Origin of the sequence: Enterococcus sp. 3G6_DIV0642 (assembly GCF_002140635.1) — a bacterium.
Taxonomy (GTDB): domain Bacteria; phylum Bacillota; class Bacilli; order Lactobacillales; family Enterococcaceae; genus Enterococcus_D; species Enterococcus_D casseliflavus.
The window spans coordinates 3,065,660-3,087,744 of the sequence record NZ_NGLH01000001.1 but is presented as its reverse complement, the minus strand read 5'-3'; the positions used below and the strand labels follow the sequence as shown (position 1 = coordinate 3,087,744).

The window sequence follows — 22,085 nt, the reverse complement described above, 5'->3', positions numbered from 1 at the left end:
GAACGACATGACATTACGAACAGAACAATTAGGCTATTGGTATCAAAGCGAAGCAGAAGCCCTGTTTCGTGGCGTTGACTTGACCTTCGAGCCTGGCAAGATGTATGCGATCTTAGGTTCCAGCGGATCGGGGAAAACGACCTTCCTGTCGCTGATCACAGGCCTAGATACCCCGAAAGAAGGAAAGATTTTCTACAACGAAGAAACGTTAGCAAAAATCGGGCTGCGGGAGTACCGCCGCAAAGATGTGTCCATCGTGTTCCAAGCCTATAATCTATTGCCTTATCTGTCGGCATTGGACAATGTGGTGACAGCGATGGCGATCGCGAAGTCGCAGCAAGCCGATAAAAAGGCCTACGCTTTAGCAAACTTAGCCAAAGTTGGCATCATGGAAGAGCTGGCACTGAAAAAAGTGACCCAATTATCGGGTGGGCAGCAGCAGCGGGTGGCGATCGTTCGCGCATTGTGCTGTGAGCATGAGCTGATCGTAGCCGATGAACCGACTGGAAACTTGGATGAAACGACGTCCAAAGAGATCGTCAAACTATTTCAAGAAATTGCTCATGAGCAAAAAAAATGTATTATCTTAGTGACCCATGAACAAGAAGTAGCCAAGGCTTGCGATGTCGTTTATGAGCTAAAAGAGCGAGCATTTTCTAAAGTTGAGGGATAAGCCTTGCTTAGGGTAGCTGCTAGTTATTAGGGCGGAGGCAGTTGCTCTTCCTGAGGCTTTAAATGCATCCTCAAGGAAACGGCTGTAAAGTCTGCTTGCATCTTCGCCTTGCTCCTCTTACAATAGAAGTAATTGTAAACGAAGAAATTTGTGAGAGGAGCAAGCAGATGCGGCTTTTTATTGACGGCGACGGTTCGCCAGTGAAAAATGAAGTGATTGAACTGGCTCAGCAGTATCAGCTGCCGGTAGTGATCGTGACCAGTGTCGATCATTATACGACCAAAGATTATCCTGCCCACGTTCACTTTGTCTATGTCGACAAAGGCTCGGATCGCGCGGATTATGAAATCGTGAAGGAAATAGAACCCGGCGATTTTCTCGTCACCCAAGATTATGGCTTAGCCTCGTTAGTCTTGCCCAAAAAAGCGCGGGTTTTTCACCATAACGGCACAGAGTATTTGCCAGAAACGATCGATTTTTTACTCGGACAACGCTACTTAGGTGCGCAGATGCGTAAAGCAGGCAAGCGCACAAAAGGACCGAAGCCTTTTACGAAAGAGGATCGGGAAGCCTTCAAACGAATCTTTGAAGATGAATTGCGACAGACCCTTGCAAAATAAGCACCCTCAAGACCCAGCTTCTGCATGAACCACGGGAATTGAAGGTGCTTATTTATTTCTTGCGAAAACGATCATAGAAGTATTTGCTGACTAAAGCCACGATCGCGAAAAATGCTAAGGTATATCCGAAGATTCCCATCTGATGGACGAAGGCTCCTTGTTGCGGGCTGGCGACCACCAATAAGGAAGAGCCAAGGATGACCGCAGCTAGAATAATACCGATCACCAGTCGATTGACCATCTGATCAAAGCGGTCCAATAGCTGTTTTTGTTCGCGGATCTCTAGATTCAATCGGTGTTTACCAGTCGCAAAAGTGTCTAAGACAGCCAAGGTCCGATCGGGAAGATGGCTAAGTGCCCGCAAGCTTTTTGCGGTTGCCAAGGCGCTTTTTTTCACCTCGTCTTCAATACTCAGCTGCTGTAGGAAATATTTTTGTGCAAAAGGCTGAGTGACTTCCATCATTGATAATTCGGGATCTAAGGCTTTGATCACACCTTCCAAGGTACCAAAAGCCTTGATCAGCAAGGTGATGTCTCGATGCATCTGCAGTTGGTTATCATGGCAGATCGTGATGACTTCCGCCATCACTTTTTGCAAGTCGATATCCTTTAGCGGCATATTATAGTAGTTTTCAACAAATTTTTGCAGGTCTTGGTAGAAGGCGACTTCGTCAAAGGAACTGCCGCTGCTGTTGCACAACCGCAAGACGGCTTTGCCGACTTCTTGGGTGTCTTGGGTATAAAGAGCAATCAACGCATCGGCTAAACGGCTGCGTAAAGACTGATCCAAATGACCCATCATCCCAAAGTCCAAGAAAATCACTTGGTAAGGCGGCATGACAGCTTCTTCTTGCCATTTCAACGAATAATCGACCCCGCCGAGGACACCGACGCGCTGCTTGACTTGAAATGGTTGTGGGCGGTTGGCTTGATCCGTGAAGACATGCAAGAAAAGATTGCCAGGATGCGGATCAGCGTGAAAGAAGCCATCTTCAAAGACTTGTTTCATAAAGTTTTCGACTAATAGCGTCCCCACTTGTTTTTTCACTGCTTTAACGGACTGATTGTCATAAACGATGTCTTGATTTTTGCGGGTCAGTAAGCAATTCAAGCTTTCACCTGCCATGTAATCCATGACTAATACTTTTTGGGTACACCATTCGGGATAAACTTTTGGCAATGCCAACTGCGGGTCTTGGTGATTGTTGCGGTAGAATTCCTGTGCGTTTTTCATCTCTTGCAAAAAATTTGTTTCATTGGCAAGGGATCGTCGGACTTCGCTTAGCACGCTTTTTAAATCCACCACATTGGCTTCTGGAATTGCGCGAACCAACGGCAGGGCTTTTTCAAAAAGATCGAGATCCACTTGAATTGCCGCAATGATCCCTGGATGCTGCACTTTGACGATCACTTCTTTGCCGCTGAGCAAGTTTGCTCGATGGGCTTGTCCGATGGAAGCTGAGGCGACTGGAATTTCATCAAAAGCGGAAAAAACTTCCGTTAGCGGCTGCTGCAGTTCTTTTTCCAGCAGTGCTTTGACCTTGGGAAATGGATCGCTTTTGACATTGTCCTGCAGCTGCTTGAATTCATCGACAAAGGTGCTGGAAAGCAGATCATTGCGGACCGAAAGCATCTGCCCGATTTTGATAAATGTTGGTCCTAATTCTTCAAACGCTTGACGCACCATTTCGGGGTGCTGCTGTTTGCTGATATTTTGAACGACTTTGTATTTCAAAAAGACTTGAACGATTTGTTTTAATCGTCCTTTTCTAGAAGGAGCGGTTTGTTCTGTCATAGGTCCCACCTCTTTAAACGTGCCGTGATATATTCATAGTACTGACAAAATGAAAAACATTCAACTAACGACTGTGTAAGCTTAAAGAAATTTCTGCAAGATTTAATGCCGGTTGGTCGATTTTGTGCTAAAATGTGGAAGACTTAGTTTGGTAGAATCAATGAATACAGGAGGAAATTCTTTTGAAAATCATTTTATTATACGGGGGACGCAGTGCAGAACATGAGGTATCACTGTTATCCGCTTTTTCAGTTGTTAATGCTGTATATTATAATTACTACCAAGTTCAATTAGTAATGATCACCAAAGAAGGACGCTGGTTAAAAGGCCCATTATTGACTGAGGCGCCAACGTCTCCAGATACTTTGGCATTGACCAATGAAGAAACCAAAGGGGAAGAAATTACACCTGGGGCAATCTACGAAGAAGACGCGATCGTCTTTCCTTTACTTCACGGACCAAACGGCGAAGACGGCACGATCCAAGGGTTTTTAGAAACCATCGGAATGCCTTATGTCGGAGCCGGTGTCTTGACTAGTGCCTGTGGGATGGACAAAATCATGACCAAGTATATCTTGCAAGCTGCGGGGATTCCGCAAGTTCCCTATGTACCAGTCTTGAAAAATGCGTGGAAAGAAAATCCGAAAAAGATTTTCGATCAATGTGAAGGCAGTCTGCTTTATCCAATGTTTGTCAAACCTGCCAACATGGGCTCAAGTGTCGGTATCTCGAAAGCCGAGAACCGTGAAGAACTGCAAAATGCGCTACAAGAAGCGTATCGCTACGATACCCGAGCGATCGTTGAACAAGGAATCGAAGCCCGTGAGATCGAAGTAGCCGTTCTTGGAAACGAAGACGTTCGGACCACAATGCCGGGAGAAATCGTAAAAGATGTTGCCTTTTATGATTACAATTCCAAATACATTGACAACCGAATCGAGATGCAGATTCCTGCACAAATTCCAGAAGAAACACAAGCCAAAGCTCAAGAGTTTGCGAAAAAAGCCTATACGATGTTAGGCGGCAGCGGATTGAGCCGTTGTGATTTCTTTTTGACCAATAAAAATGAGCTCTTTTTAAATGAGCTGAACACGATGCCAGGGTTCACTGAATTCAGCATGTACCCACTGCTATGGGAGAAGACCGGCTTGCCTTATGGGGATTTGATCGAAGAATTGATCCAATTAGGGATGAATCGTTTCAATCAAAGACGTTCGTTCTTGACCAATGTAGAAGCAACAGAAAACGAAGCAGAATAAATAGCAGGAAGAAAGCCAGCTCAACTCAAGGAAAATACTTGAAGCGATCTTGTGCTTTCTTTTTTTAGGAAAAAGGAGCGAACCTGATGAATTTTACTGTAAAAGAAGCCGCTGCCGTATTTGGTCAGCAAATTGAAAATGAAACGCCACTTGCCTCTGTGGAATTCGACAGCCGTCTGATCAAAGAAAACAGTCTCTTTGTTCCCTTAGCGGGGACCCGTGACGGACATGAATTTGCCCAACAAGCCAAAGACAATGGGGCGATCGCCACACTGTGGAGCCACCCTACGATCGAACCGCCGCAAGACATCCTTGTGATTCCTGTCACGGATACCGTCAAAGCGTTTCAACAATTGGCACGAGCGTATAAAGAAAAGCTTGCACCGAAAATCATCGGTATTACTGGAAGTAACGGGAAAACGACCACCAAAGATATGGTGGAAGCGGTCATGGCCCAAAAGTACCAGACCTATAAAACCCAAGGCAACCACAACAATGAACTAGGCGTGCCTTTGACTATCTTGCATGCGCCAGAAGATACCCAAGTGTTGATTTTAGAAATGGGAATGGATCATGCAGGTGAAATCGAAGTCCTTTCGCGCTTAGCAGAACCTGACGCTGCCGCTATCACGTTGATAGGCGAAGCCCACATTGAAAACTTAGGGTCCAGAGAAGGGATCGCCAAAGCCAAAATGGAGATCACCGCAGGATTGAAAAAAGACGGCTTCTTTATGATGCCAGCTGATGAACCATTGTTAGAGCCCTTTGTTCCCAATTTAACGCAGACCATTGAAACTTTTGGCTTAACTGAGGGAGATCTACAAGGAGACATCGTGGAGGAATCGCAAGATCAGACGATTTTTACGGTAGCAGGTACGACCTTTACCTTACCGGTCTTAGGCGGCTATAATGTCAAAAATGCCTTGATCGCGATTGGGATAGGACGTCATTTTGGTGTAGCAGATGAAGCGATCAAGGAAGGCTTGGCGCATTTTCAATTGACGAAAAATCGGACCCAATGGGTGACTGCTGGTAATGGGGCAGCGATTTTGAGCGATATTTACAATGCCAATCCGACGGCCATGGGTCTGGTATTGGATAGCTTCCGCAAATTGCCTTTAGCAGGACGACGGATCGCCGTATTGGCAGATATGCTTGAATTAGGACCAGATTCTGCACAAATGCACGAGCAGATGGCCGCACACTTGGATGATTCGTTCCAGCTAGTTTTCCTTTATGGCAAAGAAATGCAGGCATTGCAAAAACGACTAGCGAACACTGCCCTTGCTGACAAGGTGCGCTATTTTGCGATTGATGAAAAACCACAGCTGATCGCCTCCTTAATAGAAACTTTAGAACCTTCCGATAGCCTAGTGATCAAAGGCAGCAATGGCATGGGCCTGAGTGAAGTCGTTGATGCACTAAAAGGAATGTAAAAGGGAGTTGAAATCTTGCTGAAACTTTCAAAGCGTGTTATACTTATCTAACGCCGAAAGATGAAGCACAGAATGATTACTGTAAAAAACATTGACGTTTTGAGATAAAATGATGGCTGAGACAAACAACACTTGTTTTAGCCTTTTATAATGCCTTCGTGAAGCGGTTTTTCGGTACCGAGAGAAAGATAAGAGTAAATGGGACTACTCTTGTGTTTCTGAAGAACTAACCTACGCTTCGATGATAGAAAAACAGGCATCGAAAAGATGACCAGCCTAGGAGGATCCATTTGAAATTTAAAGATCTAGAATTATCCAACGAATTATTGACTTCTGTTGAGCGTGCCGGCTTTGAAGAAGCAACACCCATCCAAGAAGCAACGATTCCATTAGCCTTAGCAGGCAAAGACGTGATCGGTCAAGCACAGACCGGTACTGGTAAAACCGCCGCATTTGGTTTGCCAATGTTAGAAAAAATTGACCCAACGAACCATCAACTACAAGGATTAGTGATTGCCCCAACCCGTGAATTAGCGATCCAAACCCAAGAAGAATTGTACCGTCTTGGTAAAGACAAAAAAATTCGTGTACAAGCAGTTTACGGTGGAGCCGATATCGGCCGTCAAATCCGTCAACTAAAAGATCGTCCCCACATCGTAGTTGGTACACCAGGTCGTATGTTAGACCATATCAACCGCCACACCTTGAAATTAGGCACCGTTGAAACGCTTGTATTAGATGAAGCGGATGAAATGTTGAACATGGGCTTCTTGGAAGATATTGAAAAAATCATCAGCCAAGTACCAGATGTTCGTCAAACATTGCTATTTTCAGCAACAATGCCGCCAGCAATCAAAAACATCGGCGTGAAATTCATGAAAGAGCCTGAACATGTACAGATCAAAGCCAAAGAAATGACCGCTGATTTGATTGATCAATACTATGTTCGTTCAAAAGATTACGAAAAATTTGATATCATGACTCGCTTATTGGATGTGCAAACGCCAGAATTGACCATCGTTTTCGGTCGTACGAAACGTCGTGTCGATGAATTGGCGCGCGGCTTAGAAGCCCGCGGCTATAAAGCAGAAGGCATTCATGGAGACCTTTCTCAACAAAAACGAATGAGCGTTTTGCGTTCATTCAAGAGTGGTCAACTAGATATCTTAGTTGCCACAGACGTTGCAGCTCGTGGATTAGATATCTCTGGTGTTACACACGTTTACAACTACGATATCCCTCAAGACCCTGAAAGCTATGTTCACCGGATTGGACGTACTGGCCGTGCTGGAAAAGGTGGAATGTCTGTGACTTTCGTTACACCAAACGAAATGAGCTATCTGCACGTCATTGAAAACTTAACGAAAAAACGGATGACACCAATGCGCCCACCGACCGAAAAAGAAGCGTTCAAAGGTCAATTAGGTGCCGCAATCGAATCTGTTGAAACCAAATTGGATGAAAATGGCTTAGATAAATACTTGCAAGCAGCCGACGATCTATTAGAACGTTATTCTGCACAAGATTTAGCAGCATTGCTTCTAAAAACTATGGCAAAAGATCCTGCTGATTTAGCACCAGTGAAGATCACACCAGAGCGTCCATTGCCTCAAGGGAAAAAATCATTCAACAAAAATGGTCGTCGCAGCAACAATAGCAACGGCAATCGTAACCGCAAAGAAAACGGTGGGAACCGTGGCGGTGGCAACGGCAATAAAGCCCGCGGCAACTATTCAAAAGATGGTGCCCGTAAAAACAATCGCCGCAGCAACGACAAAAAACGCGGTTTCGTAATCAGAAACAACCAAGACTAATTAAGTTTGTGGACCTTGTAAGGAAACTTGCAAGGTCTTTTTTTATATAAAAAACAAATACGAACGATTAAAAATCTTAATCTCCGTATAAACTCGTCAGATTTGAATGGTAATTCGCCATTTTTTTGGTAGAATGGTAACTAGCTGAACAAGGGGTATTTCCAATTTGGAAAACCCTATCTTAGGTGAAGGTAGAGAAAAGAATGATCAAAGGAATCGGGATCGATGCAGTCGAGCTGCCTCGAATGAAAGAATTAATTGAAAAAAAACCTCAGTTTATAACGCGTATTTTAACAGAGAGGGAAGCAAAATTATTTGCACGCTTGCCGCTGAAACGTCAGGTAGAGTTCCTTGGCGGGCGCTATGCCTGCAAAGAAGCGTTTTCGAAAGCTTGGGGGACAGGGATCGGCAAAGTTTCTTTTCATGACATTGAAGTCTTGACCAATGAATTCGGTGCCCCGATCGTTACTAAAGCACCTCATCCTTTAGAAAAAACGTTTGTCAGTATCACCCATACAAATGATACTGCTTTTGCACAAATTATTTTAGAAGTACTAGATAGTGAATAAACCAAGTTGAAGTAGTCTGTCAGTCAAGAAGACTTTGATACTTCATGGACGAACAGCCGACTACATAAAACCAACTTAATTTGTTCGTCTGATCAAGCACTAGTAGAAAGAAGGAACTGGAAATGGTGGTTGCTTACCATAGACCAACGAAAGCGATAATTGATACAACTGCGATTACCGAAAATATCAAACATGAGATTGCTCACTTACCAAGCGAGACATTTCTTTTTGCGGTGGTCAAAGCGAATGGTTACGGACACGGAGCGGTTCAAACCGCTCTTGCAGCCAAAGAAGGCGGCGCAGATGGTTTTTGCGTTGCGACGATCGATGAAGCGATCGAATTGAGAGAAGCAGGGATTACTGACCCGATTTTGATCTTAGGTGTCGTGAATGTGTGTGATATTACCTTGCTGACGACCTATGATTTGTCATTTCCAGTCGCTTCGATGGACTGGCTGATAGAAGCAGGCGCTTATTTAGAGGAGAACCCTCTAAATAAGCCGCTTAAAGTGCATATCAAGGTGGATACTGGTATGGGGAGAATCGGCTTTTTGACTGTCGAAGAAGTGCGCCAAGCCATTCTTTGGTTAGAAGATCACCCCTCTTTTGAGTGGGAAGGGATCTTTACCCATTTCTCCACAGCGGATCAAGCAGACACGAGCTATTGGGAAACCCAGCACCAACGTTTTAAAGAAGTCTTAACTGTTTTGCCCTATTTGCCGACATATATACATACAGGCAATAGCGCAACCTCTTTATGGCACAAAGAAGCAGTAGGAAATATGGTCCGTTTTGGGATCGCAATGTATGGGTTGAACCCATCAGGTCATGCGCTGAGCGAACCATTTTCCTTAAAACCTGCGCTTTCGCTCGTTTCTGAACTGATACAAGTGAAATTACTTGAAAAAGGAGCGGGGATTGGCTATGGTGAAACATATATCACTCCACGTCAGGAATGGATCGGCACCGTGCCTATCGGTTATGCTGACGGCTGGTTACGAAAAATGCAAGGCTTCTCGATCTTAGTAGAAGGCGAGCGTTGTGAGATCGTCGGTCGAGTGTGTATGGATCAATTGATGATTCGTTTGCCGCGGGCATTTGCTGTCGGTACACCAGTCACCTTGATCGGTGAGAATCATGGGGAACAAATTACGATGCAGGATGTTGCAGACCAGTTAGAAACGATTCACTATGAAGTAGCGTGTACCCTTTCAGCAAGGATTCCGCGAGAATATAAAAGTTAGGGTGGTCCTATGGTAAAAAGGGGAGATATTTATTTTGCCGATCTTTCACCAGTGGTTGGATCGGAGCAAGGCGGGATACGTCCAGTCTTGATCATTCAAAATGACTTGGGGAATCACTTCAGTCCCACTGTGATCATTGCGGCGATCACGGCAAAAATGGCGAAGCCGAAATTACCAACGCATATTGGGATTTCCGCTTCTTGCACAGGGATTGGCAAAGACTCCGTCATTTTGATGGAACAGATTCGCACGATCGACAAAAGCCGTTTGAAAGAAAAGGTTTGTCACTTAGACGATAAAGTGATGTGTGAAGTCGATGCTGCCTTGATGATCAGTATTGGTGTTGAGCCGACCTTTGCCACATCAACGATCGAGGTGTAAATCTGTCAATGGGGTATGTAGTATTAATAGCAGTTGTCATTTTATTGAGTTTCTTTACGTATAAACATATTCGCCGTTTTCTTTCAGAAACAAAAAAGCGCAACGAAACCATGGAACAAGGATATTATCTTGTGAGTCATACATATGAAGAAAAGCGGGAACAGACACATTATTACGGCGTTTTTCAGCAGGGAGACAAAGAGCTGATACTAGAAATGTCGCTACAACTTTATTTACAACTGCAGCCGCCGCAACGGGGCATGTTGACCGCCAAAGAAGGCAGAGTGCTTTCTTTTGAAATGTGATCATGTAATGAAAGTAACGCGCACGAGGAAACAGCCCCCTCATGAAAACAAGCAGGAAAGAGCCGCTTTGTTTCGTACATCGGAGCAGGTTCTGTCACTGCTTGTTTTTTTCATGCAGGTCTTTGTGAGAGGTTTCCTATGGCCAAAGATTCAATGAATGGAAGAAAGAGCATCTTCAAAAAAGAGGAATACCACAAAAGCGTGGGGCTAGAATGCTTTGAAGATCAGGCAATGTACGGTTGCTTTTCACAAAGAATTCAGTTATAGTATGTAGCGACTAGTTTGAAAAGAGGGAAAAAAGTGAACCCATCGATTTATGGACTTACCAAATCAGATTTATCTTTGTGGATAACTGAACAAAATGAAAAGAAATTCCGTGCCAACCAAGTGTGGGAGTGGCTCTATGAAAAACGAGTAACCAGCTTTGAAGAAATGACCAATCTACCGAAACCTTTGATTGAGAAACTGTCGGCAGCCTTTGTGATCAATCCCCTGAAACAGATGGTGGTACAAGAAGCCAGTGACGGAACCGTCAAGTATTTATTCCAATTGCCAGACAATCACATGATTGAAACGGTCTTGATGCGTCAAGAATATGGCATGTCCGTTTGTGTGACGACCCAAGTCGGCTGCAACATCGGCTGTACGTTTTGTGCCAGTGGGTTATTAAAGAAGCAACGAGACTTAACGGCAGGCGAGATCGTGGCTCAAATCATGTTAGTACAACACTATTTTGATGAACGCAATGAGGGGGAACGAGTCTCTCACGTGGTGGTCATGGGGATTGGCGAACCCTTTGATAACTATGACAATGTGATGCATTTCTTACAGATCATCAATGACCCGAAAGGCTTAGCGATCGGCGCGCGGCATATTACTGTGTCAACCAGCGGCTTAGCGCATAAAATTAGAGAGTTTGCGGAGAACGGCTTGCAAGTGAACCTAGCGATTTCGCTGCATGCCCCAAATAACGAAGTCAGAACCTCCATGATGCGGATCAATCGGAGTTTCCCGATTGAAAAGCTGATGGCAGCGGTCGACTATTATTTAGAAAAAACCAATCGTCGGATCACATTTGAGTACATCATGCTGGATCATGTCAATGACCGGCCAGAACATGCCCGTCAGTTGGCAGCTTTATTGAAGGATAAAAAGAAATTGTCATACGTCAACTTGATCCCATATAACCCAGTGAGTGAGCATGACCAATACGCTCGAAGTAAAAAAGCGGATGTGTTAGCCTTTTATGACATTTTAAAGAAAAACGGTATCAATTGCGTGATTCGTAAAGAACACGGGACAGATATCGACGCAGCTTGCGGACAGCTGCGAAGCAAACAAATGAAAAAAGAAGCCTCCGCTTCTTAAACGCAAAAAGCAAAAGAAGGACTGCACAAGCGCAGTTCTTCTTTTTGTGGCTCTTTGTCAATAAGGACTGATGAGTTGTGCAAAATCAAATCTGGGTCAGAATGAACCACATTCTGGCTCAGATTTTTTGTTATCTTACATTGATTAATTTATTGATCAAAAAGATTCTAATTCTCATGTTCTCGAATGATTTAAATCCGTAGGATACTCGTTTCATTGTCTTTATGTGGGTATTCTTCGCTTCTATTTTTCCATTGGAATAAGGATAGATCATTGCGTTGGTGATGCCTTCTTCATAGGTCAGAAGGTTTTGAAGCTTCTCCCGAAAGCCGTCATCTAACGTTTTGGGAAGTTCTGCCAATATGCAGAAAAATAAGTCAGGGTCTTTGTCTCGAAAGGCTTCAACTAATTCATGAAAAAAGGGATACGCCTCCTTCAGGGGCGTAGAAAACTCAAGCAATCGATCAATCATCATTGCTTCAGTAAGAAATGGGTATTTTGGTGCTCGGAAACTTTTCCATGTTTTGTATTCATAATGGTTGATGTTTGCACGATTTTTTAGCAAAAAGCGCCAGTTCTTTTTCAGTTTTTCTGCCTGGCTTTTCTGTCCTGCTTTACGAAGTTCATTCATTTCACGGATACGCAACTCATTGAACGCTTGATTCATGTGTTTGACAATATGAAACCGATCAATCACTACTTTCGCATTTGGCAGAACACGTTTGGTGAGCTGGAAGTAGGCGGCGTTCATGTCTGTCACCAAGAATTCTACTTCTTCTGGATTGGTACAACCTAAGAAATAGCTTGTTAATCGAGGTAATTTACGCGTAGGCAAAACATCTATTAATTTTCCTGTTTCGCCATCTGCGCAAATAAAGCTCATTTTATCTTCTATGGAAGCATGGGAACGAAATTCATCAACCATCAATACTCTGGGGAGAATCTTCTTAGATTGCTTTGGTAAATAGCTTTTAAACTCTTTCAATGTACGAATAACGGTGGTCAAAGATACCTGACAGCTTTTCGCAATAAAAGATAAAGATACTTTTTCAGTCAGTAAAGAAGCAATTTTATATCTAACATGATTTGCGATTGAATGTCTGGGTTGGACAAAATAACTTTGAGCAGTCCAATGGGTTCGGCAGTTTTTACAGGTATAGCGCTGCTTTTTTAGGCGCATAACCAAAGGCATATGATTGTATTGTTCAAAACGGACAATCGTTTCCTTCTTCCCATTTTTCACTATAATTGCTTTCCCGTTTCCATCTACCACAGTAGAACCACAACTTCTACAAGCACGAGGAGTAGGCGAGAGAACAGCATCGACGACCAACGTCTTTTTCTTCTGAAGGGTCTCGTAAGAGACCTCTGTAATCATCAAATCTTTCTCTATTATTCTCAGCATTTTTTTGATAGAATCATTCATATAGCATATCGTCCTCTCAGTTGTTTATTTTGTGGTGATTTAATCATACTAGAGAACGATATGTTTTTTAATACCTAAAATGAAAATGGGACTGAAGAATCAATTCTGATTCATCAGTCCCATAAATTATAGAGCCCTTTTTGTTATTTACTATCTAAGTAATTAAAAAACACATTAAAGAAAGCGTATTCCTCGAAAGAAAATTCAAAAAACATTGTTTTACAAGAAAAAAATAGATTATACTAAAAGCTGGTATCCATTAAAAATAACTTATCGTGAAAGGATGATTTGATGGAATGGATTAAATTAATTGGTATTCTAGTTATTTTAGTCGGCTTTTTGCTGAAGCTAGATACTATTGCTGTCGTAATCGTTGCTGGTTTTGTCACCGCGCTTGTGTCGGGGATTTCTGTTGTTGATTTTTTAACAATGTTAGGAGAAGCGTTTGTCAATAATCGACTCGTTACACTGTTCTTACTGACACTACCGATGGTCGGCTTGTCAGAACGTTTTGGCTTGAAGCAGCAGGCAGTCATATTGATTGAAAAGATCAAAGGCTTAACACCAGGGAAGTTCTTGAGCTTGTACTTGTTTATTCGAGAACTTGCTGGCTTTTTCTCTATTCGGATCCAAGGACATACACAATTTATCCGCCCGATCGTTAACCCGATGGCGCAAGCTGCTGGGGAAAACAAATTTGGGGAACTGGATGAAAAAGATCAGGAAAAAATCAAAGCTCGGGCTGCCGCTAACGAAAACTTCGGGAATTTCTTTGCCCAAAATACCTTTGTGGCTGCTTCTGGTGTGCTATTGATCGTAGGAACATTGCAATCTCTTGGCTACGATGTGGCAGCTAGTTCGATCGCGCAAGCCTCATTGCCGATCGCATTGATCGTCTTAGTCATTGCTACATTGTCGAACCTGCTCTTTGATCGTAAATTAGCAAAAAAATATGGCAAGAAGGAGGACAAATAGATGGAAGGAATCGTTAACGGATTACTGGAATTCTTTTATATCTTGATCGGATTGCTGTCGATCATGACGGCTGTACGGGTTTTTCGCGAAGCGGATCATCCCACCCGATTAGGCACCTCTGCTTTTTGGTTACTGCTAGGGATCGTCTTTGCTTTCGGGAATTTCTTGCCGTATCTTGTGGACGGGATTTTGATCGTTTTGATGGGCTGTTTGACCTTCTTCAAACAAGTGCAGATTGGTAAAATCGTGGACGTGGATGATGAAAAAGCAGAAGCATCGGCTAAACGGATCGGTAGTACGATCTTCGTGCCATGTATCAGCTTAGCATTGATCGCTGTGGTGATTTCTTATACACCATTAGGGGGCCAAGTGGGGATCGGGATCGCATCGATCTTAGCGCTCTTGTTGGCAGTCGTGTTGACTTCCGCTAAACCGAAAACAGTGCTGGACGATTCCGATCGGATGCTTCGTCAAGTCGGAACTGCCGGTATCTTGCCGCAGTTATTAGCAGCACTAGGTGTCATTTTTAACGCTGCTGGTGTCGGTGATGTGATTTCTCAAGGAATCTCTGGTGTCGTGCCAGAAGGCAATCGTTTTATCGGTGTCGTGGCTTACTGTTTAGGAATGATGATCTTTACTATGATCATGGGAAATGGTTTTGCGGCATTTACCGTTATTACCGCAGGCATCGGTGTACCTTTTGTGATGGCGCAAGGCGGCGACCCAGTCGTTGCTGGTGCGTTGGCAATGACCGCTGGTTTTTGTGGCACATTGCTGACTCCGATGGCAGCCAATTTCAACGCATTGCCAGTGGCCTTGTTAGAGATGAAAGACCCCAATGGCGTCATTAAAGCACAAGCCCCAATTGCTTTATTATTGTTAGTGATCCACATCGCTTTAATGTACTTTTGGGCATTTTAGTGGTAAAACAAAGAGGGAAGGATGATGGAAATGAAACTACTAATTACCGGATTTGATCCATTTGGCGGAGAAGCAATCAATCCTGCCTTAGAAGCAGTGAAATTGTTGCCAGATACAATTCATGGTGCACAGATCGTGAAAGCAGAGATCCCCACTGTATTTGGGAAATCAGCAGCGATCGTCGCAGAGAAAATTGAAGAGATCCACCCAGATGTCGTTTTAAACATTGGCCAAGCGGGTGGACGGTTTGCCATCTCACCAGAACGAGTGGCGATCAATGTGGATGATGCCCGGATTCCTGATAACGAAGGCAATCAACCCGTCGATGAAGCGATCCAAACAGAAGGGAAGCCTGCTTACTTCACACAACTGCCGATCAAAGCAATGGTAGAAAACATGAAAAAAGCAGGAATACCTGCAGCCGTTTCTAATACTGCTGGAACCTTCGTCTGCAACCACATCATGTATCAAGTACAATACATGATCGATACAAAATACCCTGAAATGAAGGGCGGTTTTATCCACGTGCCGTTTATTCCTCAGCAAGTCGTCGATAAAGCAGGACAGCCTGCAATGAGCATCGAAGACATTGCCAAAGGATTGACTGCAGCGGTGGAAGCCATCGTTGATTATGCCGACAAAGAAGATCTAAAAGCAATTGGCGGCGCGATCCATTAATCATTAAAGAGTACATCCTTTCGGGGATGAAACAAATGTCTTTAAGGCGAGAAGACCTGATCAGCAAGCATGCGATCAGGTCTTTTTTTGGACTATTTTGATAAAAATCATTGGCGATTTCTGTATGTTTACCCTTCTATCAGACATTTCTCATTTTGACGGATCAAATGAAAAAGAAAGACGGAAAATGAATGTAAGTTACATTTAACCATGTTTTTTTATTATTTTTTTTGCTTTATTTCTTATAAATAAAGAAAGGAAAAATAGCATTTAACGAATGTTTGATGAGAGTAAGGTAAGTAAATACCAAGAAAACTTTCTGTCTGAGGTGTTTTTTATCGAAAAAAGGATTGCTTTTTTAATAATTATTAATTAAAATCTTATCTAACTTCAGAAATCGCATGATTATTCTGAAAATTAATTCAATTAAGGGGTAGGACAGGATGAAGAATAAATGGGCCTATGGTTTAGTGGCTGTGTGTGGCGTGGCGTTAGCCGGTTGTACAACGGGCGGAACAAATAGTTCAAGCAATGACACAGCAGCAAGCGGCGACAGCAGTGCAGAACAAGTGTTTAACGTAGTGGTTTCACAAGAAATGCCAAGTGCGGATCTCTCATTAGCAACCGATACGATCAGCTTCAGTGCATTGAACAATGTATATGAAGGACTTTATCGTTTGGATGCTGACAGTACACCACAACCTGCTGGTGCAGCTGAAGCAGCTGAAGTCAGCGAGGATGGACTGACTTACAAGATCAAATTACGTGAAGATGCGAAATGGTCAAATGGTGACCCTGTTACAGCAGCAGATTACGTCTATGGTTGGCAACGGACAGTCAAACCTGAAACAGCATCAGAATACGCGTATCTATTTTCACCAGTTAAGAACGCAGATGCCATCACAGCAGGCGATACGGATCCATCAGAGCTAGGCATCAAAGCAGTGGGGGATTATGAATTAGAAATCACCCTAGCAAAAGCAACACCTTACTTTGATTACTTATTAGCATTCCCATCCTTCTTCCCACAAAATCAAAAAGTGGTCGAAGAAAATGGCGATCAATATGCGTCAACCAGTGACAATGCTGTCTATAATGGACCGTTTGTCTTGACTGGGTTTGATGGACCAGGAACGGATACGGAATGGGCTTATGAAAAGAACGACCAATATTGGGACAAAGATACTGTTAAATTACAAACGATCAATGTAAGCGTCGTGAAGGAATCCTCAACTGCCTTGAACCTTTTCCAAGATGGTCAAGCAGATGATGTCATCCTAACAGGTGAATTAGCGCAACAAATGGCTAACGATGAAGCCTTCGTTTCTCAACCAGAAGCAACGACTTCTTACCTAGAATTGAACCAACGTGATGAAGATTCACCTTTCCGTAACGAAAACTTACGTAAAGCGATCTCTTATGCGATTGATCGTGATGCCTTAGTGACATCGATCTTAGGGGATGGTTCGATTGCTTCAACTGGGTTGGTACCAGAAGGTATGACCTTCAGCCCTGGCGATCATACGGACTTCACGGAAGCAGCTGGCAGCGTCATTGAATACAATGAAGAGCAAGCCAAAGAACATTGGGAAAAAGCCAAAGAAGAATTAGGGATCGATTCATTAGAATTTGATATCTTAGCTTCTGATACAGACTCAACGAAGAAAATCATTGAGTACTTGCAAGATACGATCGAAAAAACATTGGACGGTGTGAAAGTCACGTTAAGTCCAGTACCATTCTCTGTTCGTTTGGATCGTTCAAACGCTGGTGATTTTGATACAGTAATGGGCGGTTGGGGTGCTGACTATGCCGATGCAAGTAGCTTTACTGACTTGTTTACGACAGGCAACTCATACAACCGTGGGCAATGGAGCAACGAAGAATACGATGCAGCCGTTGAAGCAGCGGGTACAACCAATGCCAATGACCCTGACAAACGTTGGGAAGACCTAGTCAATGCAGAAAAAATCATTATGAATGAACAAGGTGTCATTCCAGTTTATCAAAAAGCGGAAGCACACTTACGTGCAACAAAAGTCAAAGGTGTTGTTGCTCACGCAGCGGGCGCACAATACGACTACAAGTGGACATCAATCGAATAATCACGAGTAGTTGACTTGAAATGCCGAAGAAAAGGCTGGGACAATTTCTTGTCTCAGCCTTTTGCTTCTCATTTCAATGAGTAAAACTATAAGAATGAAATTAACTAGTAGCAATCATTAAAAAGAGCAATGAAAGGAATAACAAGAAGACACCAGGCCATAACCAAAAGGCGTAGCTCTGTTTGCCGACTTGGGATAATTTCAGATAATCTGTTTTATTTTTGGAAAAAGCTTTCTTCATGGAGTATTGAAAATGGTCAAAGAAACCAGAAGCAAATACCCATAAAAAACCGCCAATGATCAAAAAGAACAGCGCCCACAAGAAAAGGGCATCTGAAAGAGCTGCTATGGAAAATTCATTTTTTATGGCTAACCATCCGCCAGAAATTGCGAGGCATAGGAGGGGTATGAGCCCACTACTTTTTTTTATTTTCATGATCTGACTCCTTTTTAATGATTCGTACTATGTTAATTTACATAATTATTGAATAGAAGTCAAAATACTTAAGGGGGAAACTGCGTGAACAGCTTTTTGAAATATTTATTGAAACGAGTGTTCTACATGGTCTTAACATTATGGCTGATTGCCACGATCACCTTTTTCTTGATGCAATTTTTGCCAGGAACACCATATACGAATGCTGAAAAATTAAGTCCAGAACAAATTGCCTTGCTAAATGAGCAAGCAGGATTGGACAAACCGATCATTACCCAATATTGGCTTTATTTGACCAATTTACTAAAAGGTGACTTTGGGATCTCTTTCCAATTTAAAAACCAGCCAGTAGCGAATTTATTATCAGGAAGAATCGGACCTTCACTGCAACTAGGGCTACAAGCGATCATCTTTGGTACGTTCTTTGGGATCATTTTAGGAACGATCTCTGCGATGAAGCAAAATACTTGGATCGATACAACGTCTACCTTAGTGGCGATCTTAGGACGTTCGATCCCTAACTTTGTCTTTGCCGTGTTGCTGCAATACATTTTTGCCATCAAACTAGGGATCTTACCGATTGCTAAGTGGGAGACTTTTGCCAGCACGATCCTACCGACCGTCGCCTTGGCGATGTCGCCGTTAGCGGATTCCGCCAGGTTTATTCGAACCGAGATGGTGGAAGTGCTGCATAGTGATTATGTCGAGTTGGCACGAGCAAAAGGGTTAAGCCGCTGGGAAATTGCCTTCAAGCATGGTTTGCGGAATAGTTTGATTCCATTATTGACGCTGTTAGGACCGCTAGCTGTCGGTTTGATGACGGGTTCTCTTGTCGTAGAAAATATTTTTGCGATCCCAGGTATCGGTGAACAGTTCGTAAAATCAATCATGACCAATGACTATCCAACGATCATGGCGGTAACAATTCTTTATTCCGCGATGTTGGTCTTTGTTATTCTTGTTGTTGATATTTTATATGGAATCGTTGATCCGCGGATCCGAGTTTCAGAAGGGAGTCGTGGCTAATGGCAGAGAAACCTTACACAGCAAATGATGTTGCTGCCATCGATGCAGCCAAATTTCAACCGTTACAAAAAAATACCAATGAAGAGCGTGAAGCGATCGCAACCCCTTCATTAACGTTTTTCCAAGATTCATGGCGTCGTCTGAAAAAGAACAAAGCCGCTGTTTTCTCAATCATTTTGCTGCTGATCATTATCGCGATCTCAATCATTACGATTTTTGTCTCGCCACATGATCCAACTGCGCAAAATGTGACCTTTACAAATCTGCCGCCGAAAATTCCTGGTATCAACATCAATGGCTTAAACGGCTATGCGATGGTGGGAGGCGAGCTAGTAGATAAGTATGCAGCTGCCAATGTTCCTGACGGGACGTATTTCCTTTTAGGAACGGATGGCTTGGGTCGTGACCTATTGAGTCGTCTATTTGTAGGAACACGTATTTCCTTGTTGATCGCGTTTATCGCGGCAATGCTTGACATCATCTTTGGTGTAACCTATGGCCTGATCTCTGGTCTTTTAGGTGGACGGATCGATAATGTGATGCAACGTTTTCTAGAAATCTTATCTGGTATTCCCAACTTAGTGGTAATGATCTTGATGTTGGTGGTTTTTGAACCTGGGATCTTCTCGATCGTGGCAGCAATGGCGATCACTAACTGGATTCCAATGGCGCGGATCGTACGGGCCCAAACGATGAAACTAAAAGATCAAGAATTCGTTTTAGCCGCAACGACGCTGGGGGAAAGTCGCCTCAAGATTGCGATGAAACACGTATTACCGAATATTTCCAGCGTGATCATCGTACAAATGATGTTCAGTATTCCCTCGGCGATTTTCTTCGAGGCCTTCCTAAGCTTTATTGGGCTAGGATTAAAACCACCTTCAGCATCTTTAGGGATGTTACTAAGCGATGGCTACAAAACCTTCTTGTTCCTGCCTTACCAAATGTGGGTACCAGCTGTGACCTTGTCTGTGATTATGATTGGGTTCAACTTGCTGGCAGACGGTTTGCGTGATGCCTTTGATCCGAAAATGAAAGAGTGATTGCTATGAAAAAAGTCTTAGAAGTGAAAAACTTAGAAATTTCTTTTGACACCTTTGCTGGGAAAGTCCAAGCGATCCGCGATGTCAGTTTCGATCTATACAAAGGAGAAACCTTGGCGATCGTGGGCGAATCTGGGAGCGGCAAGTCCGTGACGACCCGCAGTATCATGGGGTTGTTAGCCAGCAATGCCAATGTCGATAATGGCCAGATCCTCTTCAATGGGACGGACATTTTGAAAAAATCCGAAAAAGAACTGCAAAAAATCCGTGGCAAGGAAATCGCCATGATTTTCCAAGATCCAATGACTTCATTGGACCCAACGATGCCGATTGGCAAGCAAGTGGCAGAATCATTGATGAAGCACAACAAAATCAGTAAAAAAGAAGGCTTGCGACAAGCGTTGGAACTATTGAACCTTGTCGGCATCCCGAATGCTGAGAAACGCTTGAAAAATTATCCGCATCAATTTTCTGGTGGTCAGCGGCAGCGGATCGTCATTGCGATCGCGTTGATCTGTTACCCGCAGATCTTGATTGCAGATGAACCAACGACTGCATTGGATGTAACGATCCAAGCACAAATCTTAGAGTTATTAAAAGATATCCAGAAGAAAATCAATTCGTCCATCGTCTTCATTACCCATGACTTAGGGGTCGTTGCCAATGTGGCGGATCGGGTGGCCGTGATGTACGGTGGGAAAATCGTCGAAGTGGGGACCGCAGAAGAGATCTTCTACAACCCGCAACATCCATACACTTGGGGCTTGTTAGGTTCGATGCCGACGTTAGAAGGAACAGGCGATCGCTTGTACGCGATTCCTGGTTCACCTCCAGATTTGTTAGATCCGCCAACAGGCGATGCTTTTTATCCACGGAACGAGTTTGCCTTGCAGATCGATGCTGAACAGCAACCGCCATTCTTTGACGTCTCACCGACGCACAAAGCGGCCACTTGGCTGTTAGCGCCGCAAGCACCGAAAGTGACTCCGCCGGATGAGATCTTGATTCGCTGGAAAAAATTCCAAGAAAAAAATACTCAGGCATCTGTCTAAAGGAGGAGAAACGGTTGGAAAAAGTTTTACTTGAAGTAAAGAATCTCAAACAATATTTTAACGTTGGCCGCAAAGACGAAGTCAAAGCCGTCGATGATATCTCCTTCCAAATCTATGAAGGAGAAACCTTTGGTCTAGTCGGTGAATCTGGAAGCGGAAAATCGACGACTGGACGGACGGTGATTCGCTTGAATAACCCTACCGGAGGCGAAGTTCTTTTTGATGGACAAGATGTTATGAAAATCAAAGGCAAGAAACCGCTGGCTGATTTTCGCCGGGAAGTTCAAATGGTCTTCCAAGATCCTTATGCTTCCTTGAATCCACGGATGAAAGTTCGGGACATTATTGCCGAAGGGATCGATATCAACGGATTAGCCAAAAATGAAAAAGAACGCAATGATCGGGTGGATGAACTTTTGCGAACCGTCGGACTAAACCCAAGTCACGGGACCCGTTATCCTCATGAATTTTCAGGTGGACAACGTCAGCGGATCGGGATCGCCCGCGCGTTAGCTGTCGATCCAAAATTCATCATCTGTGATGAACCGATCTCAGCATTGGATGTTTCGATCCAAGCCCAAGTCGTCAACTTGCTGCAAGATCTGCAAGAAGAACATAAATTGACGTACTTGTTTATCGCCCATGATTTATCGATGGTCAAACACATCAGCGATCGGATCGGCGTGATGCACAACGGCAAACTGCTAGAAGTAGGCACCAGCGATGAAATCTATCATTACGGGGTCCATCCGTATACTGAAAGTCTTTTATCAGCGATTCCGCTGCCAGATCCTGACCATGAGCGTCAACGCAAACGGATCAAATACGTCAGCGAACCAAACGATAACCAAGAACGAGCAATGGAAGAGATCGCACCAGGACATTTCGTTTATGCCACGAAAAAAGAAGCCAAGATCTATCAAGAAAAGTTAGCACAAAAAAAGGGGAACTAGCGTCAA

General features: G+C 43.5%; 21 protein-coding genes. 18 read left to right on the top strand and 3 right to left on the bottom strand.

The window, feature by feature from the left end; genetic code table 11:
* Window positions 1-7 precede the first annotated feature (7 nt).
* Both A5878_RS14905 and A5878_RS14900 read left to right on the top strand, forming a co-directional pair.
* On the top strand, window positions 8-673 hold the full coding sequence (locus A5878_RS14905; protein ID WP_005227951.1) for an ABC transporter ATP-binding protein: 666 nt from the start codon (window positions 8-10) through the stop codon (window positions 671-673).
* A gap of 167 nt (window positions 674-840) precedes the next feature.
* Window positions 841-1,293: a YaiI/YqxD family protein gene (locus A5878_RS14900; RefSeq protein WP_005227952.1), complete on the top strand. Its 453-nt coding sequence runs from the start codon at window positions 841-843 to the stop codon at window positions 1,291-1,293.
* A 52-nt stretch (window positions 1,294-1,345) separates the two neighbouring features.
* Here A5878_RS14900 and A5878_RS14895 read toward each other — a convergent pair whose 3' ends face one another.
* Complete coding sequence (locus A5878_RS14895; RefSeq protein ID WP_086295762.1) at window positions 1,346-3,088, bottom strand: AarF/ABC1/UbiB kinase family protein; 1,743 nt, start codon at window positions 3,086-3,088, stop codon at window positions 1,346-1,348.
* 182 nt (window positions 3,089-3,270) lie between these two features.
* Here A5878_RS14895 and A5878_RS14890 point away from each other — a divergent pair, with 182 nt between their 5' ends.
* The 8 genes from A5878_RS14890 (at window position 3,271) to rlmN (ending at window position 11,464) form a co-directional block, all read left to right on the top strand.
* On the top strand, window positions 3,271-4,347 hold the full coding sequence (locus A5878_RS14890; protein ID WP_005227954.1) for a D-alanine--D-alanine ligase: 1,077 nt from the start codon (window positions 3,271-3,273) through the stop codon (window positions 4,345-4,347).
* A gap of 86 nt (window positions 4,348-4,433) precedes the next feature.
* Complete coding sequence (gene murF, locus A5878_RS14885) at window positions 4,434-5,783, top strand: UDP-N-acetylmuramoyl-tripeptide--D-alanyl-D-alanine ligase (protein ID WP_015510425.1); 1,350 nt, start codon at window positions 4,434-4,436, stop codon at window positions 5,781-5,783.
* A 290-nt stretch (window positions 5,784-6,073) separates the two neighbouring features.
* A complete protein-coding gene (locus tag A5878_RS14880; protein ID WP_005227956.1) occupies window positions 6,074-7,597 on the top strand; it encodes a DEAD/DEAH box helicase in 1,524 nt (507 codons plus the stop codon).
* A gap of 203 nt (window positions 7,598-7,800) precedes the next feature.
* Window positions 7,801-8,166: a holo-ACP synthase gene (gene acpS, locus A5878_RS14875; protein ID WP_005227957.1), complete on the top strand. Its 366-nt coding sequence runs from the start codon at window positions 7,801-7,803 to the stop codon at window positions 8,164-8,166.
* Between the two features lie 122 nt (window positions 8,167-8,288).
* Window positions 8,289-9,410, top strand: coding sequence for an alanine racemase (alr, locus tag A5878_RS14870; RefSeq protein ID WP_005227958.1), 1,122 nt, complete (start codon window positions 8,289-8,291; stop codon window positions 9,408-9,410).
* Window positions 9,411-9,419: 9 nt separating this feature from the next.
* Window positions 9,420-9,791 (top strand): type II toxin-antitoxin system PemK/MazF family toxin, encoded by a 372-nt coding sequence (locus tag A5878_RS14865; RefSeq protein ID WP_005227961.1) that lies wholly within the window; start codon window positions 9,420-9,422, stop codon window positions 9,789-9,791.
* Window positions 9,792-9,799: 8 nt separating this feature from the next.
* Window positions 9,800-10,096, top strand: a complete 297-nt coding sequence (locus A5878_RS14860; RefSeq protein WP_005227970.1) for a hypothetical protein — start codon at window positions 9,800-9,802, stop codon at window positions 10,094-10,096.
* A gap of 300 nt (window positions 10,097-10,396) precedes the next feature.
* Window positions 10,397-11,464, top strand: coding sequence for a 23S rRNA (adenine(2503)-C(2))-methyltransferase RlmN (rlmN, locus tag A5878_RS14855; RefSeq protein WP_015510422.1), 1,068 nt, complete (start codon window positions 10,397-10,399; stop codon window positions 11,462-11,464).
* A 130-nt stretch (window positions 11,465-11,594) separates the two neighbouring features.
* Here the strand turns inward: rlmN and A5878_RS14850 are convergent, their stop codons facing one another.
* The gene (locus A5878_RS14850) at window positions 11,595-12,890 is read right to left on the bottom strand and encodes an ISL3-like element ISEfa11 family transposase (RefSeq protein WP_074536952.1); all 1,296 of its coding nucleotides are present in this window, start codon (window positions 12,888-12,890) and stop codon (window positions 11,595-11,597) included.
* 291 nt (window positions 12,891-13,181) lie between these two features.
* On the opposite strand from A5878_RS14850, the gene A5878_RS14845 reads away from it, so the two are divergent.
* The 4 genes from A5878_RS14845 to A5878_RS14830 all read left to right on the top strand — a co-directional run bounded on the left by A5878_RS14845 (window position 13,182) and on the right by A5878_RS14830 (window position 17,569).
* Window positions 13,182-13,865: a DUF969 domain-containing protein gene (locus A5878_RS14845; RefSeq protein WP_010749105.1), complete on the top strand. Its 684-nt coding sequence runs from the start codon at window positions 13,182-13,184 to the stop codon at window positions 13,863-13,865.
* Window positions 13,866-14,786, top strand: coding sequence for a DUF979 domain-containing protein (locus A5878_RS14840; RefSeq protein ID WP_005227977.1), 921 nt, complete (start codon window positions 13,866-13,868; stop codon window positions 14,784-14,786).
* A 30-nt stretch (window positions 14,787-14,816) separates the two neighbouring features.
* Window positions 14,817-15,464, top strand: a complete 648-nt coding sequence (pcp, locus tag A5878_RS14835) for a pyroglutamyl-peptidase I (RefSeq protein WP_005227979.1) — start codon at window positions 14,817-14,819, stop codon at window positions 15,462-15,464.
* Window positions 15,465-15,907: 443 nt separating this feature from the next.
* Window positions 15,908-17,569, top strand: coding sequence for a peptide ABC transporter substrate-binding protein (locus tag A5878_RS14830; RefSeq protein ID WP_005227982.1), 1,662 nt, complete (start codon window positions 15,908-15,910; stop codon window positions 17,567-17,569).
* A 100-nt stretch (window positions 17,570-17,669) separates the two neighbouring features.
* Here the strand turns inward: A5878_RS14830 and A5878_RS14825 are convergent, their stop codons facing one another.
* Complete coding sequence (locus A5878_RS14825) at window positions 17,670-18,005, bottom strand: DUF3899 domain-containing protein (protein WP_005227990.1); 336 nt, start codon at window positions 18,003-18,005, stop codon at window positions 17,670-17,672.
* Between the two features lie 84 nt (window positions 18,006-18,089).
* On the opposite strand from A5878_RS14825, the gene opp3b reads away from it, so the two are divergent.
* From opp3b to A5878_RS14805, 4 genes are read left to right on the top strand one after another with little or no spacing between them, the layout of a single operon-like run.
* Entirely contained in the window at window positions 18,090-19,031 is a 942-nt protein-coding gene (gene opp3b / locus A5878_RS14820; RefSeq protein ID WP_005227991.1) for an oligopeptide ABC transporter permease, read from the top strand.
* A complete protein-coding gene (locus A5878_RS14815) occupies window positions 19,031-20,074 on the top strand; it encodes an ABC transporter permease (RefSeq protein ID WP_005227994.1) in 1,044 nt (347 codons plus the stop codon). The genes opp3b and A5878_RS14815 overlap by 1 nt, the downstream gene beginning before the upstream one ends.
* Window positions 20,074-21,126 (top strand): ABC transporter ATP-binding protein, encoded by a 1,053-nt coding sequence (locus A5878_RS14810; RefSeq protein ID WP_216593164.1) that lies wholly within the window; start codon window positions 20,074-20,076, stop codon window positions 21,124-21,126. Before A5878_RS14815 ends, A5878_RS14810 begins: the two co-directional genes overlap by 1 nt.
* A gap of 14 nt (window positions 21,127-21,140) precedes the next feature.
* The gene (locus tag A5878_RS14805; RefSeq protein WP_005227998.1) at window positions 21,141-22,079 is read left to right on the top strand and encodes an ABC transporter ATP-binding protein; all 939 of its coding nucleotides are present in this window, start codon (window positions 21,141-21,143) and stop codon (window positions 22,077-22,079) included.
* Window positions 22,080-22,085 lie beyond the last annotated feature (6 nt).

Coding starts and splice junctions, on each gene's coding strand:
- A5878_RS14845 (WP_010749105.1), top strand. CDS start 13,182: ATGGAATGGATTAAATTAATTGGTATTCTAGTTATTTTAGTCGGCTTT.
- A5878_RS14860 (WP_005227970.1), top strand. CDS start 9,800: ATGGGGTATGTAGTATTAATAGCAGTTGTCATTTTATTGAGTTTCTTT.
- murF (WP_015510425.1), top strand. CDS start 4,434: ATGAATTTTACTGTAAAAGAAGCCGCTGCCGTATTTGGTCAGCAAATT.
- A5878_RS14900 (WP_005227952.1), top strand. CDS start 841: ATGCGGCTTTTTATTGACGGCGACGGTTCGCCAGTGAAAAATGAAGTG.
- A5878_RS14830 (WP_005227982.1), top strand. CDS start 15,908: ATGAAGAATAAATGGGCCTATGGTTTAGTGGCTGTGTGTGGCGTGGCG.
- A5878_RS14905 (WP_005227951.1), top strand. CDS start 8: ATGACATTACGAACAGAACAATTAGGCTATTGGTATCAAAGCGAAGCA.
- alr (WP_005227958.1), top strand. CDS start 8,289: ATGGTGGTTGCTTACCATAGACCAACGAAAGCGATAATTGATACAACT.
- A5878_RS14865 (WP_005227961.1), top strand. CDS start 9,420: ATGGTAAAAAGGGGAGATATTTATTTTGCCGATCTTTCACCAGTGGTT.
- A5878_RS14815 (WP_005227994.1), top strand. CDS start 19,031: ATGGCAGAGAAACCTTACACAGCAAATGATGTTGCTGCCATCGATGCA.
- A5878_RS14850 (WP_074536952.1), bottom strand. CDS start 12,890: ATGAATGATTCTATCAAAAAAATGCTGAGAATAATAGAGAAAGATTTG.
- A5878_RS14840 (WP_005227977.1), top strand. CDS start 13,866: ATGGAAGGAATCGTTAACGGATTACTGGAATTCTTTTATATCTTGATC.
- A5878_RS14825 (WP_005227990.1), bottom strand. CDS start 18,005: ATGAAAATAAAAAAAAGTAGTGGGCTCATACCCCTCCTATGCCTCGCA.
- acpS (WP_005227957.1), top strand. CDS start 7,801: ATGATCAAAGGAATCGGGATCGATGCAGTCGAGCTGCCTCGAATGAAA.
- pcp (WP_005227979.1), top strand. CDS start 14,817: ATGAAACTACTAATTACCGGATTTGATCCATTTGGCGGAGAAGCAATC.
- A5878_RS14895 (WP_086295762.1), bottom strand. CDS start 3,088: ATGACAGAACAAACCGCTCCTTCTAGAAAAGGACGATTAAAACAAATC.